General features: G+C 58.1%; 13 protein-coding genes and 1 pseudogene. 7 read left to right on the top strand and 7 right to left on the bottom strand.

Features of this window, described 5'->3' with window-relative positions; genetic code table 11:
- Nucleotides 1–12: 12 nt before the first annotated feature.
- From A7P96_RS09430 to mraZ, 4 genes are all read right to left on the bottom strand, one after another.
- Nucleotides 13–1,749 (bottom strand): penicillin-binding protein 2, encoded by a 1,737-nt coding sequence (locus A7P96_RS09430; protein WP_067526595.1) that lies wholly within the window; start codon nt 1,747–1,749, stop codon nt 13–15.
- 91 nt (nt 1,750–1,840) lie between these two features.
- Nucleotides 1,841–2,104, bottom strand: coding sequence for a cell division protein FtsL (gene ftsL, locus A7P96_RS09425; RefSeq protein WP_023887048.1), 264 nt, complete (start codon nt 2,102–2,104; stop codon nt 1,841–1,843).
- Nucleotides 2,097–3,053, bottom strand: coding sequence for a 16S rRNA (cytosine(1402)-N(4))-methyltransferase RsmH (rsmH, locus tag A7P96_RS09420; RefSeq protein ID WP_067526594.1), 957 nt, complete (start codon nt 3,051–3,053; stop codon nt 2,097–2,099). The genes ftsL and rsmH overlap by 8 nt, the downstream gene beginning before the upstream one ends.
- Nucleotides 3,050–3,505 carry a division/cell wall cluster transcriptional repressor MraZ gene (mraZ, locus tag A7P96_RS09415; protein ID WP_067440455.1) on the bottom strand — a complete coding sequence of 152 codons (456 nt, stop codon included), beginning with the start codon at nt 3,503–3,505 and terminating at the stop codon, nt 3,050–3,052. The genes rsmH and mraZ overlap by 4 nt, the downstream gene beginning before the upstream one ends.
- A 474-nt stretch (nt 3,506–3,979) precedes the next feature.
- Here mraZ and A7P96_RS11545 point away from each other — a divergent pair.
- Nucleotides 3,980–4,556, top strand: a pseudogene (locus tag A7P96_RS11545) (SAM-dependent methyltransferase).
- 408 nt (nt 4,557–4,964) lie between these two features.
- The gene (locus A7P96_RS09400; protein WP_067447609.1) at nt 4,965–5,360 is read left to right on the top strand and encodes a nuclear transport factor 2 family protein; all 396 of its coding nucleotides are present in this window, start codon (nt 4,965–4,967) and stop codon (nt 5,358–5,360) included.
- Nucleotides 5,361–5,459: 99 nt separating this feature from the next.
- Here A7P96_RS09400 and A7P96_RS09395 read toward each other — a convergent pair whose 3' ends face one another.
- Both A7P96_RS09395 and A7P96_RS09390 read right to left on the bottom strand, forming a co-directional pair.
- Nucleotides 5,460–5,756, bottom strand: coding sequence for a hypothetical protein (locus tag A7P96_RS09395; RefSeq protein WP_067526587.1), 297 nt, complete (start codon nt 5,754–5,756; stop codon nt 5,460–5,462).
- 5 nt (nt 5,757–5,761) lie between these two features.
- Entirely contained in the window at nt 5,762–6,346 is a 585-nt protein-coding gene (locus A7P96_RS09390) for a class I SAM-dependent methyltransferase (RefSeq protein ID WP_067447606.1), read from the bottom strand.
- A 114-nt stretch (nt 6,347–6,460) separates the two neighbouring features.
- Here A7P96_RS09390 and gshA point away from each other — a divergent pair, with 114 nt between their 5' ends.
- Both gshA and trpS read left to right on the top strand, forming a co-directional pair.
- On the top strand, nt 6,461–7,804 hold the full coding sequence (gene gshA, locus A7P96_RS09385) for a glutamate--cysteine ligase (protein ID WP_067526585.1): 1,344 nt from the start codon (nt 6,461–6,463) through the stop codon (nt 7,802–7,804).
- 211 nt (nt 7,805–8,015) lie between these two features.
- Nucleotides 8,016–9,023 carry a tryptophan--tRNA ligase gene (gene trpS, locus A7P96_RS09380; RefSeq protein ID WP_067526584.1) on the top strand — a complete coding sequence of 336 codons (1,008 nt, stop codon included), beginning with the start codon at nt 8,016–8,018 and terminating at the stop codon, nt 9,021–9,023.
- A gap of 318 nt (nt 9,024–9,341) precedes the next feature.
- Here trpS and A7P96_RS09375 read toward each other — a convergent pair whose 3' ends face one another.
- Nucleotides 9,342–9,917, bottom strand: a complete 576-nt coding sequence (locus tag A7P96_RS09375; protein WP_067526582.1) for a TetR/AcrR family transcriptional regulator — start codon at nt 9,915–9,917, stop codon at nt 9,342–9,344.
- A 173-nt stretch (nt 9,918–10,090) separates the two neighbouring features.
- Between A7P96_RS09375 and A7P96_RS09370 the strand changes: the two genes are divergently transcribed.
- From A7P96_RS09370 to A7P96_RS09360, 3 genes are read left to right on the top strand one after another with little or no spacing between them, the layout of a single operon-like run.
- Nucleotides 10,091–11,074: an HlyD family secretion protein gene (locus A7P96_RS09370; RefSeq protein WP_156496324.1), complete on the top strand. Its 984-nt coding sequence runs from the start codon at nt 10,091–10,093 to the stop codon at nt 11,072–11,074.
- A gap of 9 nt (nt 11,075–11,083) precedes the next feature.
- Nucleotides 11,084–13,858, top strand: coding sequence for a ribosome-associated ATPase/putative transporter RbbA (gene rbbA, locus A7P96_RS09365; RefSeq protein WP_067526580.1), 2,775 nt, complete (start codon nt 11,084–11,086; stop codon nt 13,856–13,858).
- Nucleotide 13,859: 1 nt separating this feature from the next.
- Nucleotides 13,860–14,981 (top strand): ABC transporter permease, encoded by a 1,122-nt coding sequence (locus tag A7P96_RS09360; RefSeq protein WP_067526578.1) that lies wholly within the window; start codon nt 13,860–13,862, stop codon nt 14,979–14,981.
- Nucleotides 14,982–15,059 lie beyond the last annotated feature (78 nt).

The raw sequence follows: 15,059 nt of genomic DNA, 5'->3' as shown, positions 1-15,059 counted from the left end.
CCAAGCACCGATTTATTTGGCAGCTACTTGCTGCACGGGTTTGGTGGGCGTTACACCCAGAATATTCAGCGAGCCGGCCATGATGTCTTTAAATACCGGCCCGGCCACCAAGCCACCGTAATAGCCGTTTTGAGTGGGCTCATCAATGTTCACTGCCACAATCACGCGCGGATGCTCGGCAGGGGCGAAACCGATGAAGGTGGCCATGTGTTTGTTGTCGGCATAACGGCCGCCCACCAGCTTGCGCGCGGTGCCGGTTTTCGCGCCCACGTTGAAGCCGGGCACGGCACCCTGCGTGCCGGTGCCGCCAGGCTCGGTAACAGACACCATCATGCGGCGGATGGCGCGCGCAGTTTCAGGCTTGATCACCTGCTCGCCCTGAGGCGCGGCGCCCTGGTGTAGGAAGCTCACCGGCAAAAGTTTGCCGTCGCTGGTGAAAATAGTGTAGCTGTGCGCCAGTTGCAGCAGGCTCATCTGTAGGCCGTAACCGAACGACATGGTGGCCTGTTCGATGGGTCGCCAGTTGCGCCAGTCGCGCACCAGGCCGGGCGATTCGCCGGGGAAGCCGGAGTGCATGCGGCGGCCGAAACCGACTGCTTTATAAAAATCGTACATCTCTTCTGGCTTAAACATGGCCGAAAGTTTGCTCACGCCCACGTTGGAAGATTTCTGCATGATGCCGCGCAGAGTGAGCGAAGGGTAATTGTGCGTATCGCGCACAGTGGCCGAACCGATATTATAAGTATTGGTGTTGAACACCATGTTTTCATTTACTTTGCCCGAATCCAAGGCTTTGGCGATCGGGAAGGGCTTCATGGCTGATCCGGGCTCGATCATATCGGTTACCGCGCGGTTGCGGCGCAGGGCGATGTCGGCACCGCCGGGCTGGTTCGGATCAAAATCCGGCAGGTTTACCAAAGCAAGAATTTCGCCGGTTTGCGCATCCAACACCACGGCAGTGCCGGCTTTGGCTTGATGGTAGGCAATAGCCTGCGCCAATTTGTCGTGCGCCAGCGATTGAATGCGTTGATCCAGCGAGAGCACCATATTGCGCCCGTCCACTGCATCGCGGTTGCGTGGCGAATCCAATTGATCCACATAATTGCCTTTGTTGTCGCGCAGCACCACGCGCGCGCCATCTTGGCCACGCAGATCGTCCTCACGCGAGAGCTCCAAACCTTCTTGGCCCTTGCCGTCGATATTGGTAAAACCGATAACGTGGGAGAACAAATTGCCCATCGGATATTGCCGTTTGGGCTCGGTTTGGAAGGCCAAGCCCTCAATTTTCAAAGCACGCACTTTGGCAGCGGTTTCCGCGCTCATCTGCCGTTTCAGAAACACGAAATCGCTGTTGGTGCGCGCCAGGCGGTCGGCAATGGTTTCCACCGGCACTTCGATAATCTCGGAAAGCTGTTCCAGCTGCTCCTGGCTGGGCATTTTTTCCATAGCAGAAGGGATGGCATACAGCGAATCGGTGGGTGCGCTCAAGGCCAGCACCGCGCCGTTACGATCGGTAATCGTGCCGCGGTTGGCCTGCTGCACCAAAGTGCGCACAAAACGCTTGTTGCCCTCGGTTTGCAGGCGGTCTTGTTCCACCGTATGCAAATGCACGCTCCAGCCCGCCGCTGCGGCAAAGGCTGTGGCAAAAACCAGTAAAACAAAGGCAATCCGGCCATTGGTGCTCACCGGCTTCTTCCGTTTAACTGGCTTCTGCCGCATCTGCGGCTTGTAATCGCTTTTAATCAGCATAGTATTTACTCTCTACGCTGCCGCCCACACGGCAGCAAAACTGCTCTATTTTGATATTATTCAACCACTTTTATCAGCTTCATTTGCCTACTTAATATTGCAAACGCACGATTTTGGTGTTCTGCATGGTGGGCGGCTGCAACTGCTGCTGCTGAGCCGCCTCTTTGATGAAACTATGGTTGGCCAACTTGGCCTGCTGCCACTGCAAGCGGCGGTATTCTTCTTCCAAATCTGCCTGCCGCTGGTGCTCTTTTTCCAGCACAATAAACGATTCGCGCGAGCTGTCCTGCACCGACACCACGCCCAACGCGGAGAGCACCACCAACACAAACAGCATGATATTCAGCTTATTCATCTACAAACTTTCCCGCCGTCCGCTCGGCCACGCGCAACACAGCGGAGCGTGCACGCGGATTGGCCGCGGTTTCGGCTGCCGAAGCCCGCTGTGCCTTGCCAATTTCCCGCAAGGGCGGCTCGGGGCGTTCGCTTTCGCGCACCATCACCCACTTGGGCAGCGGCACCGGGCGGCTGTGGCGGCGGATAAACAGTTTCACTATTCGGTCTTCCAACGAATGGAAAGCAATCACGGCCAAACGCCCGCCGATTTTCAGGTAGCCTGCAGCCTGCGGCAGCACTGCGCTTATTTCTTCAAGCTCACGGTTGATGAAAATCCGAATGGCTTGAAACGTCCGCGTCGCCGGGTCTTGGCCGCGTTCGCGAGTACGGACGGCTTGTGCCGCCAACTGCGCCAGCTGGCCGGTTGTAAGGATGGGGCGCTCTTGCCGCTGCTGCACAATGGCGCGCGCAATCTGGCTGTTAAACCGCTCTTCACCATAATCTCTAATTACCTCGCGAATCTCTTCTTCGCCAGCCTCGGCCAGCCATTGCGCGGCGGTTTGTCCGCGCGTGGTATCCATCCGCATATCCAGCAGCGCATCGTAGCGAAAGCTGAAGCCGCGTTCGGCATCGTCGATCTGCGGCGAAGACACACCTAAATCAAACAGCGCACCGTCCACCTCTTCAATACCCAATTCTTTTAAGGCTACCTGAAAGCCGGAAAACCCGCCGTGCACCACTTGTACGCGTTTGTCGGCTTCCGCCAGCTGCCGTGCCACGGCAATGGCCTGCGGGTCTTTATCAAACACCACCAGCCGGCCGTCTGCGCCCAGCTTCGACAGAATTAGGCGGGAATGCCCGCCGCGGCCGAAAGTGCCATCCACATACACGCCGTCCGGCCTTACTGCCAAAGCATCCACCGCCTCGTGTAAAAGCACGGTAACGTGCGCCAATTCCTGCGCGCTCATAGGCGGAACCCAGCTTTATCGAGCTGTTCGGCCAATTCATCCGGATCCATATCCAGCACTGCGTTCATATTGGCTTCCCAACGTTCGCGGTTCCACAACTCTAGCCGGTCGGCACGACCCACCAGCGTTACTTCTTTATCAAACTGCACGCGGCGGCGCAGGCTCGGTGGCAGTAAAATTCTGCCTGAAGCATCCAAATCCAGCGTTTCGGCGTGGTTCAGCATCAAATCACGGAACATTCTGGCAACCGGATTGCCCGACACATTCATCGCCTGCAAATTTTCCGCCGTTTTCTGCCACTCCGCTTCCGGATACATCACCAGATGCGTACGTGCTTCTACAGTAACCACCAAAGACGGCGTGTAGTGGCGCGCGAGCAAGTCGCGGAACTTGGCCGGAATCGCCAAGCGCCCCTTGCTGTCGATGCTCAATTCATGTACGCCGCCAAACACTTTTTCCCACCTTCGATTGATTTTTGGAACTGAAAAGGCACTTTGCCCCACAATTCCCCACGAAGCGACACTATACGGCAAAGCAGCGGCATCGGTCAATTACAAACACCGTAAAAATCCACGATTAACAAACTGTTTTTACATAAGATAGTTAGTCTCAATCATCATGCCTGTCGTTTTCCACGCAACCCAAATTTTGCCTCCCAGCAGCAAGCCTTTATAATTGCGCACGTTTTCCAGATTATTCGCATAATTGCTCTATGAACAGCTCTATATGTCTGCCCCGGCCCCAAAGCCCTCGGCGCCTCACAAGCACTGTGTGGCCTGATACAACATCAGCACCAAATCACATGGCTCACCGAACTGCCCGTAGAATTCGACAGCCTCGTTATCGGCAACGAAGTGCTCGATACTATGCCCTGGACATCGTGCGTTATCAAAGCGGCCAATGGCAACTGATGGGTGTGGGGCTGGATGCAAACCAACAATTCCAATGGCAAAGCGCCCCTACCCGAAAAACTCCTACTCTCCGCCCAAGAGCTGCTGCCCGCCATTGACGGCTACACCAGTGAACTGCACCTGCGCCAGCAAGCCTTTATCCGCACCCTCGCCCAACGCCTCACACGCGGCGCCCTGCTCTTTATCGACTACGGCTTCGACGTCGCCCAGTATTACACCCCCCTGGCGCAGCGGCGGCACTCTCATCGGCCACTACCGCCACCACGCCGTGCACAACCCCTTCGAACACATCGGCCTCACCGACCTCACCTGCCACATCAACTTCACCGCTATCGCCGAAGATGCCTGCCAAGCCGGGCTCGACCTCATCGGCTACACCACCCAGGCCGCCTTCCTGCTCAACCTCGGCCTCACCGACCTGCTTGCCGCCCAAGGCGAACCCGAAAGCGAAGCCTACATCCGCACCGCCGCCTGCCAAACCCTCCTTGCCCCGCAGGAAATGGGCGAGCTCTTCAAAGCCATCGCCTTCAGCCGAAATATCGACCCAGATTGGCAGGGCTTCGCCATCGGCGATTTGTGCCACAAGCTGTAGCTGTCGGTTTGGCGCCGACACTTTCAGGTAGCCCCCAGCCCGCGCCCTCCAACAACAAAACGCTTGCGGAGCATGATTCCGCAAGCGTTTTGTTTGTCTTGATGGTGTTACCGGAAGCCCGGAGGCTACCTGAAAGCCGCAAGTACTCGGTTTTTCAGGTAGCCTTTGGGTGGAGTGTCGGATTCAAGAATCTGACCTACGGTTGTTGCCGCTGTTCGAGCCGGTGGAGTTTTTGGGCGATGAGGGCGTGGCGGTGCTTTGAAAACGGGCGGGGGCATTTTTCAAGCAGCCCGAAAATTTCCGGACGTGCCGAAAAAACCGCCCTGCACATTCAAACCGGATTATCGGGCGTATAATGGTTTTCGGAAAAACCGAAATTACCAACCTCGTTAAAGAAGGAGCGTTTTCATGAAAAACGAATCAGCGGAAGTATTTAAAACTTATACGGAAGCCTTGGCAAAAGGCGATTTCGATGCCGTATTCGGAACCTTGGCCGACAATATCGTGTGGCATATGGGCGGCGAAAGCCCGCTTTCGGGCGATGTTGCGGGAAAACAGGCATTGGGCAGACGCTTGGCCGAATTTTCGGAAAGAAGCAACGGAACATTCCGCGTGGTGACGAACTGGTTTGCAGGCAACGGCTGCTTTGTCGCCGCAAGCGTTGTCTCCCTAGCCGAAAAAGGAGCCGAAAAGCTAAACAATCCAGGTATCGATTTATTCAGAATAGAAAACGGGAAAATACAGGAAGTGTGGACTTTCTCCGAACGTCAGGCGGAAGAGGACAAATTCTGGAGCAAACCGTAAACCGCAAAAAGAAAAGAATGTATAAGGCAGCCTGAAAAGCACATAACGGCTTTTCAGGCTGCCTTTATTTGTTCAAACCGCCAAACTCAAAACATCGGCTTATACGTAGCCAGTCAATAAATGGTGCAGAGGCAGCCGGTGGAGAGGGCGTAGCCGATCCACCATTTGGTGGATCGCGGCGGGCTTTTCAGGCAGAACATGCCCACCAGCACATACAGCACCACCAAAATTCAGCTTCACGCCCAGCCAGTTTGCGTTACCGAAAGGCACGTAGCGGGTAATGATCATCAGTATCATGCCGGTGAAGAGCAGTAAGGTGTCGTCGTTGGCCTGTTGGATGTAGGGAAACAGGGCAGGCGGTAAGGCGGAAATACTCGGTTTGCGCTTTTTAGCCATCGGTTTCAGGTAGCCTTTGGGTTGGTAGATGTGTTGTGCTTTTCAATCGCTAGCAAATAAGGCGGGCGGTTGCGGCGGTTGATGAAGCCGTAGTGCAGCACGGCAAACTGCTGCTGCGGCAGGGCCGCCGCCCATTCGGATACGGCCTGGGCTTCGAGCTCGCCCGCTGCATGGCCGGGATAAAGCACCACAGCCAACAGCCCGCCGGGGCGCAAAATGTGCACGGCTTGTGCCAGAGCGGAAAGGGTGCTGCCGGTTTCGGTGGTGAGCGCTTTATTGCCGCCGGGCAAGTAGCCGCAGTTGAACACGATGCTGTGCACAGGTTCGTTTACATATTGCGCCAAATCGGCGTGGCTCTCGGCAATCAGGCGCACCTGCCGCGCAGCGCCGTCTTCCTGCAGGCGTGTTTGCGTGGCGGCCAAGGCCTGCGTCTGGATATCGAAGGCATACACGCGGCCGCCACTGCCCACGCATTGTGCTAAAAACAGTGTGTCGTGGCCGTTGCCGGCGGTGGCGTCCACGGCAATGCCGCCTTCGGGCGTGGCTTGGGCGAGCAGGCGGTGGGCGAAAGGGAGGATGTTGTCGAGCATAGATTATAGAATGGAGTAAGATAGCCTGATGGTATGTCGGGAAATTCACTGTGGCAGCACGGGCTTGGAGTATAATACCTGCCACCTGCACACGCCGTTTGAAAGGAGATCAGCATGGGTATTCCGGTTATTTCCCCGCAATACGCGCAATATTTGCTGGATTTTGAAACACTCATCCTGCAAAAGCAAGCCGAAATCGAAGCCTGGTTCCGCAGCCAGTGGAAACAGCACAAGCCGCCGTTTTACGGCTCTGTCGACATCCGCAACAGCGGCTACAAAATGGCCAGCATCGACATGAACCTCTTTCCTGGCGGCTTCAACAACCTGAATCCCCAATTCAGTCCGCTGGCCGCTGCCGCTGCCACCGACGCGGTGGAACGTTATTGCGAAACAGCCAAATCCGTGCTGATCGTGCCGGAAAATCACACGCGCAACACGTTTTACTTGGAAAACGTATATGCCCTGAGCAATATCCTGCAACAGGCCGGTTTTGCCGTGCGCCTGGGCAGCTTGAACCCCGAAATTACCGAGCCGTCCGAATTCAAAACCGCGCTGGGGCACGCCATTTTGCTCGAGCCCCTGCTGCGTACCCGCGAGCGTGTCCACCTGGCCGACGGCTTCTCGCCCTGCCTCGTGTTGTTGAACAACGACCTCTCCGGTGGCGTGCCCAAAATTCTGCAGGGCATCCACCACACCATGCTGCCGCCCCTGCACGGCGGTTGGACCACCCGCCGCAAAACCGCCCACTTCGCAGCCTACAACCAAGTGGCCGCCGAATTTGCCGAGCTCATCGGCATCGACCCATGGCAGATTAATCCTTATTTCGAAAAAGTGTCCGGCCTCAACTTCCACGAACGCGAAGGCGAAGACGCCCTGGCTGCCGCCGTAGAACGCGTGCTGGCTAAAATCCAGGCCAAATACGACGAAAAAGGCATCACCGACAAACCCTTTGTTATCGTTAAGGCCGACGCCGGCACCTACGGCATGGGCGTGATGAGCGTGAAATCCGCCGACGAAGTGCGCGCGCTCAACCGCAAAAACCGCAACAAAATGGCCACCGTGAAAGAAGGCCTGGCCGTAACCGAAGTGATTGTGCAGGAAGGCATCTACACCTACGAAACCCTCAACGGCGCCGTGGCCGAACCGGTGGTGTATATGATCGACCGCTTCGTGGTGGGCGGCTTCTTCCGCGTGCACGAAGGGCGCGGCGCCGACGAAAACCTCAACGCCAGCGGCATGCGCTTCGTGCCGCTCAGCCGCAACATGCCGCAAACCGACAGCAGCGGCGACGACCCGGAATTCCTCGCCGGCAGCAAGCGCGTGTTCGAACAATGGCAAACCCTCGGCCTGCCCGACCGCAGCCAAACCTGCGACTGTGCCAGCAACCGCCTGTATGTATACGGCGTGATGGCCAGGCTCTCGCTCTTGGCCGCATCGATTGAGTTGGATAATTATTGATGACACCAGCAAAGGCTACCTGAAACTTTAGCTGCACAGAAACTCCGCTGGGTTTTTACTGCGTTAAAGCTCACGCTTTCAGGTAGCCTTTATCCAAACATAAAGAGGCTACCTGAAATTTTCCCGCTTCCCGCCCTTGCACTATAATCTGCCATTTTTCAGGTAGCCCCAGCGCCGCCTCCTATTCCCGCCAAACCAAAGAAAGCCATCCATGAAAAAACGAGTCCTCACCGGCGTAACCACCACCGGCATCCCGCATTTAGGCAACTACGTCGGCGCCATCCGCCCCGCCATTGCCGCCGCAGCCGACCCCTCCGCCGAATCCTTCCTCTTTTTGGCCGACTACCACGGCATCATCAAATGCCACGACCCCGAAGTCATCCACGCCTCCACCCAGGCCGTGGCCGCCACCTGGCTCGCCTGCGGCCTTGACCCCGAGCGCACCACGTTTTACCGCCAAAGCGACATCCCCGAAGTACCCGAGCTCAACTGGATACTCACCTGCATCACCGCCAAAGGCCTGATGAACCGCGCCCATGCCTACAAAGCCGCCGTGCAGGCCAACCTCGATGCCGGCCAAACCGACCAAGACCACGGCGTGGAAATGGGCCTCTACAGCTACCCCATCCTCATGAGCGCCGACATCCTCATGTTCAACGCCCACGAAGTGCCGGTAGGCCGCGACCAAATCCAGCACGTGGAAATGACCCGCGACATCGCCCAGCGTTTCAACCACCGCTTCAAAGAGCTGTTTGTGCTGCCCGAAGCCAAAGTGGACGACAACGTTGAACTCTTGGTCGGCCTCGACGGGCGCAAAATGAGCAAAAGCTACGGCAACACCATCCCGCTGTTTGAAAGCGAGAAAAAGCTGCAAAAAGCCGTGAACAAAATCATCACCAACCTCAAAGAGCCCGGCGAGCCGAAAACCCCCAACGAGAGCCCGCTATTCGACATCTACAAAGCCTTCGCCACCCCCGCCGAAACCGCCGAATTCACCCAAATGCTCGCCGACGGCCTAGCCTGGGGCGAAGCCAAAAAACTGCTCGGCGCCAAACTGAACGAAGAGCTCGCCCCCAAACGCGAACGCTTCCACGAGCTCACCGCCCAACCAGCGCAAATCGAAGACATCCTGCAGGCCGGCGCTGCCAAAGCCCGCAAACAAGCCCGCGAACTGCTCGACCAAGTGCGCGACGCCGTAGGCATCCGCCCCTTGCGTTAAGCGGTATCGACTGCTGGAAAGCATAAATTAAGGCTACCTGAAAGGTTTAGCTGCGCAGAAACTCTGCGTCGCTATGCTTTCAGGTAGCCTTTGTATTGCAGCGGGCATGGGTAAGCTGCTCCTATAAGCTTCAGGTAGCCTACCCTTTGCAGGGCGTATCGGGGGCGTGCGAAATGCACGCAGTTTGGAATAATGAGTGCAACAACGTGCGTGCCCTGGCACACACCCTACTCATGCTGAAAAGGCTACCTGAAACAGGATTCAGGTAGCCTTTGGCATTATGACGAGCAAGCATCAAACCCTGTATTTCGTTCCGCCTCACGGCAGCAGCAGTTGGCTCATTTCCGTCCAGGCTTGGCGGACTTCGGGCAGGTGCAGTGGCAGGTCGCGGCTGAAAAAGTAGTTCATGCTGCCGAGAATGAGGGTGGCAAGCATGTCGGCTTGGTAGTCCCAATCTTTGCCGGGGGAAACGTTGGGCAGGGTATGGGCGAAGTGGAGGAATTGCTGCTTAATCAGCTTGTGCATATCGCGGTAGAGGTGGTGGCGGCGGGTATCCACTTTCCACAGGGCAAGAATCAGGCGGCGGCGACTGTGTACCCAGTCGGAGGCTTCGGGCATCATATTGAGGAACACATCAAAACTGCCTGCTTGGAAACGGGTGAGGATGTATCGGCTGTATTCGGCTTTGAAGTCGGCAATCATCTTGCCGGCCAAATCGCTTTTGCCGGAGTAGTATTTGTAGAAAGTAGAGCGGTTTACCGGAGCGCGTTCAAGAATATCTTGCACCGCAATTTGGGCGAAGGGTTTTTCGTGCAGCAAATCCACAAAGGCTTCGCGGATGGCGCGGTGGGTTTTGATGATGCGGGGGTCGGTATAGCTTTCGTTTTCGCTCATGTTTGCGCTTCCATTTTGGGTCTCGGCCAAGGCATTTTGCGGTTTTACGTATGCTTAAGCAACTTTTTTACTGATTTCGTATGCTTAATAATACGCGGAATTGTTTTTTAATGGTATGCAGCCCTGTGCCGTAGACTTACACTTAAATCATTCTTATTTGCGAGGTATTCGTGATGAAACGCCTGCCCAAATCCCTGCTTCTCCTGCTGCCGCTTGCTGCACTTGTCGGCATTGGCTTTTTTGCGTTCCACCAATATGCCGCACCCGATCCTCTGGCGGGCATCGCGCATGCCAACGGGCGGCTGGAGTTTGCCCGCATGGATGTGGCCAGCCTGTATGCCGGGCGGGTAGAGGAAATAACGGTGAGCGAAGGGCAGTTTGTGGAAGCGGGCACGGTGTTGGCACGGATTTCTTCGCAAACCGCCGAGGCGCAGCTTTCCGAAGCGCAGGCGGGCAAGGCGCAACTGGAGCAGACGGTGCGCCGCGCACAGGCGCAAATCGAGGCGCAACGCCAGCAACTGCGAACCGCGCAGATGGAGGCAGACAACGCCCGCCAGCTGTTCCGCGACAATTTAATCTCGCAGGCCGAACTCAACACCCGCTTGGCGCAGCGCGATGCGGCGCGGGCAGCGGTGCAGGCGGCAGAAGCGGCGCGCAACGAGGCGCAGGCCGGCGTGGGTCAGGCGCGGGCGAAAATGGCGCAGGTGTCTTCCGTTATCGGCGATTTGTCGGTGCGCGCGCCGCAGGCCGGGCGGGTGGAATACCGGCTGGCCGAGCCGGGCAACGTGCTGCCCGCGGGCGGCAAAGTGGTGAGCCTGTTGAACCTGAACGACGCGAGCATCAGCCTGTTCCTGCCCGCACCCACGGTAAACCAAATCCCGCTGGGCAGCGAGGCGCGGATTAAGATGGACGGGCTGGACGCGGTGTTCCCCGCCAAAGTTACCTATATCGCCTCAGAGGCGCAGTTCACGCCCAAATTTGTGGAAACCGCCGAAGAGCGCACCAAGCTGATGTTTCGGGTGAAATTGCAGATTCCCGCCGACGTGGCGGCCAAATATCAGGGCTACCTGAAAGGCGGCATGACGGCCACCGGCTTCGTGCGCACCGACTCCAAGCTCGCCTGGCCGGCCAATTTGCAAACCCGCCTGCCGCAGTAGGATACAGCTATGCCGAATGCCATCGAAATCAGCCAACTCTCGCACGCCTACGGCAAAGTGCAGGCCTTGCGCGGCGTGTCGATCGCCATCGGGCGCAGCGCCACCGTCGGCTTGATCGGCCCCGACGGCGTGGGCAAATCCACCCTGCTCTCGCTGATTGCCGGCGTGCGCACGCTCCAAAGCGGCGAAGTGCGCGTGCTCGGGCACAATGTGGCGCACAAGGCCGAACGCGAATCGCTGCTGCCGCGCATTGCCTTTATGCCGCAAGGCTTGGGCAAAAACCTCTACCCCACGCTTTCGGTGTATGAAAACATCGATTTCCACGCCCGCCTGTTCGGCCTGAACAAACACCAGCGCAAGCAGCACATCGAGCGCCTGATGCAGTCCACCGGCCTGGCACCTTTTGCCGGCCGCGCCGCCGGCAAACTCTCCGGCGGCATGAAGCAGAAACTCAGCCTGTGCTGCGCCCTGGTGCACAACCCCGACCTGCTGATTCTGGACGAACCCACCACCGGCGTCGACCCGCTTTCCCGCCGCCAATTCTGGACATTGGTGCGCGAATTGCGCGCCGAAAATCCCGGCATGACCGTGCTGGTGGCCACCGCCTACATCGACGAAGCCGAGCAGTTCGAGCAGCTGCTGGCCATGGACGACGGCCGAATCCTCGCCCACGGCCGCACGCAGGAAATCCTCGCGCAAAGCGGCTGCGCCACGCTGGAGCAGGCCTACATCAAAATGCTGCCCGAAGGCAAGCAAACCCATTGGGACGATTCCCAACTGCCGCCCTTCATCCCCGACGATTCCCTGCCGCCCGCGATGGAGGCGCACAACCTCAGCAAACGCTTCGGCAATTTCACGGCGGTAAACCAAGTGAGCTTCCGCATCCGCCAAGGCGAAATTTTCGGCTTCCTCGGCTCCAACGGCTGCGGAAAAAGCACCACCATGAAAATGCTCACCGGCCTCTTGGACGCCAGCGAAGGCGAGGCCACGCTCTTGGGCGAGCCGATAGACGCAGGCAGCACCGCCGTGCGCCAGCGCGTGGGCTATATGTCGCAGGCGTTTTCGCTGTATGAAGAGCTGAGCGTGCGGCAAAACCTGGTGCTGCACGCAAGGCTGTACCGGCTGGGCGAAAAGAGCAATGCCGCCATCGAAGCCGTGCTGCGGCAATTCGAGCTGGCCGACCTGGCCGACGCTACCCCCGCCGCCCTGCCCTTGGGCGTGCGCCAGCGCCTGCAGCTGGCCGCCGCCTGCCTGCACCGCCCGCAGGTACTGATTTTGGACGAACCCACTTCCGGCGTCGACCCTGCCGCGCGCGATATGTTTTGGCAATATCTGTTCCGCATGGCGCGGGAAGAGCGCGTAACCATTTTCGTCTCCACCCACTTCATGAACGAAGCCGCCCGCTGCGACCGCATCTCGCTGATGCACCGCGGCCGCGTGTTGGCCGTGGGCGAACCGGAAGAACTGCGCCGCCGCCAACACGCCGATTCGCTGGAAGAAGCGTTTATCCGTTATTTGGAGCAAGACGAAGCGGCAGAAAGGCTACCTGAAAGCGCACAAAGTGGGCTTTCACAAAGCAAAAACTCTGCTACAGAATCTGCCCAAGACAGGCTACCTGAAACCCAAGGGCTACCTGAAAACCATGCCGCCCCATCCGGCCTGCTCTATTGGCTTTCCACCGTATTCACCTTCGCCCGCCGCGAAGGCAAAGAGCTGCTGCGCGACCGCATCCGCCTGATGTTTGCCCTGCTGGGCCCCTTGGTGTATCTGATTTCAGGTAGCCTCGGCGTATCGTTTGACGTAAACGAAATGGACTTCGCCGTGCTCGACCAAAACCAAAGCCGATACAGCCGCGAGCTAACGCAGGAGTTCGACGGCTCGTCCTATTTCCGCCAAAGAGCCAGCCTCGCCGCCCGCAACGACATCAACGCCGTGCTCACCGACGGCAGCGCGCGTATGGTGATTGAAATCCCGCCTGGCTTCGGCAAAGACCTCGCCCTCGGCCGCCGCCCGCAGCTGGCTTTCTATTTCGACGGCTCGTGGCCGTTTGTGGGCGAAAACCTCCACGGCTATGCCCAAGGCATCCTCAGCCGCTATATGGCCGAGCTCTACCGCGAACGCGGCATTCGCATCAACACCGGCAGCGGCCTGCAAACCCGCTTCATCTACAACCCCACCTTCAAAAGCATCAACGCGCTCACGCCCGGCTTTTTAATGCTTTCGCTGATGATGATTCCCGCCATGCTCACCGCCCTGTCCGTGGTGCGCGAAAAAGAAATCGGCTCCATCATGAACCTCTACAGTTCGCCCGCTTCCACCTTCCAGTACCTTTTCGGCAAGCAGCTGCCCTATGTGCTACTTTCGTTCTTGAGCTACCTGATCCTGCTCGGCGTGGTGGTGTTCGGGCTGGGCGTGCCGCTGAAAGGCTCGTTTATCGCGCTCACGGCGGGCGTGCTGTGCTTCGTGTTCGCCTCCACCGGCTTCGGGCTGCTGGTGTCCACCTTCGTGCGCACGCAGGTAGCAGCCATTTTCGCGGCGGCCATTCTGGCCATGATTCCCGCGCTGAATTTTTCCGGCATGCTCTATCCCGCCGCCACACTCAGTGGTGCGGGCAAGTGGGTCGGCATCTTCAGCCCCACCAGCTGGTTTCAAACCGTCAGCCTGGGCGTTATCACCAAAGGCTTGGGCTGGCGCGATGTGGACACGCTGTGCGGCACGCTGTTGCTGTTTTTCGCCGCCTATTGGCTCGCTGCCGGGCTGCTTTTGAAAAAGCAGGAGAAATGATATGCACCAATGGATAAGCAACGTTTGGTATCTGGGCGGTAAGGAAATCCGCAGCTTCTTCACCGATTACGCGCTATTTGCGCTGTTGGTGTTCATGTTCACCTTTTCCGTGTATTCCGTGTCGCAAAACGTAACCACCGAAGTGAAAAACGCCGCGCTGGCCGTCTATGACCAAGACCGCAGCGCGCTCACCTACCGCATCCGCGACGCCATGATCGCCCCGCAGTTCAAGCAGGTGGACGACATCGACGGCAGCCGCATCGACCGCGCCATGGATTTGGGCGAATACAGCTTCGTGCTGGTTATCCCGCCCAACTACACCGCCGACCTCCTGGCCGGCAAACGCCCCGAGCTGCAATTATTGGTGGACGCCACAGCCATGTCGCAGGCCGGCGTGGGCTCGGTGTACATCGGCCAAATCGTGAACCGCGAAACGGCGGCCTATCTGGGGCGGCACGGCAACGCCGCGCCCTTCGAGCCGGTGGTGAACGTGCTGTTCAACGAAAACCTGCGCAGCGAATGGTTTATGCCGCTCAACCAACTGGTGGGCAACGCCACCCTGCTCACCATCCTGCTGGTGGGCGCGGCAGTGATCCGCGAGCGCGAACATGGCACGATTGAGCATTTGTTGGTGATGCCGGTGGATGCGAACGAAATCGTGATGGCCAAAATCCTAGCCAACGGCCTGATTATCCTGGTTTCCTCCCTGCTCTCGCTGCTCTTGGTGGTACACCGTGCCGTGGGCGTGCCGATTAACGGATCGTTGGCACTGTTCGTGTTCTGCGAGGCCGTGTATCTGTTTGCCATGGCCGGGCTCGGCGTGCTGCTCGCCACCCAGGCGCCCACCATGCCGCAGTTCAGCCTGCTGTGCATCATCGTGTATATCGCCGTATTCCTGCTCTCCGGCAGCACCTCGCCCATCGAAAACCTGCCGCCCTGGCTGCGCAGCCTTTCCGAGCTCTCGCCCATGACCCAATTCACCGCCCTCTCCAAAGACATCATTTTCCGGGGCGCCGGCTGGAGTGTGATCCGTCACCGCGTAGCCATCACCGCCGTGTCCGGCATCCTCTTCACCGCCATCGCCGTAATCCGCTTCCGCCGGATGCTGGCGCAGCAGAATTAAAAAAGGCTACCTGAAAAAAGAAGACGGGTTTTCAGGTAGCCCAAACGGCAGACTGCCCAAGAATCATGCCCGCCACCT

Origin of the sequence: Eikenella sp. NML03-A-027 (assembly GCF_001648395.1) — a bacterium.
Taxonomy (GTDB): domain Bacteria; phylum Pseudomonadota; class Gammaproteobacteria; order Burkholderiales; family Neisseriaceae; genus Eikenella; species Eikenella exigua.
The sequence above is the reverse complement of the archived record's forward strand: the minus strand, read 5'-3'. Positions and strand labels throughout refer to the sequence as shown.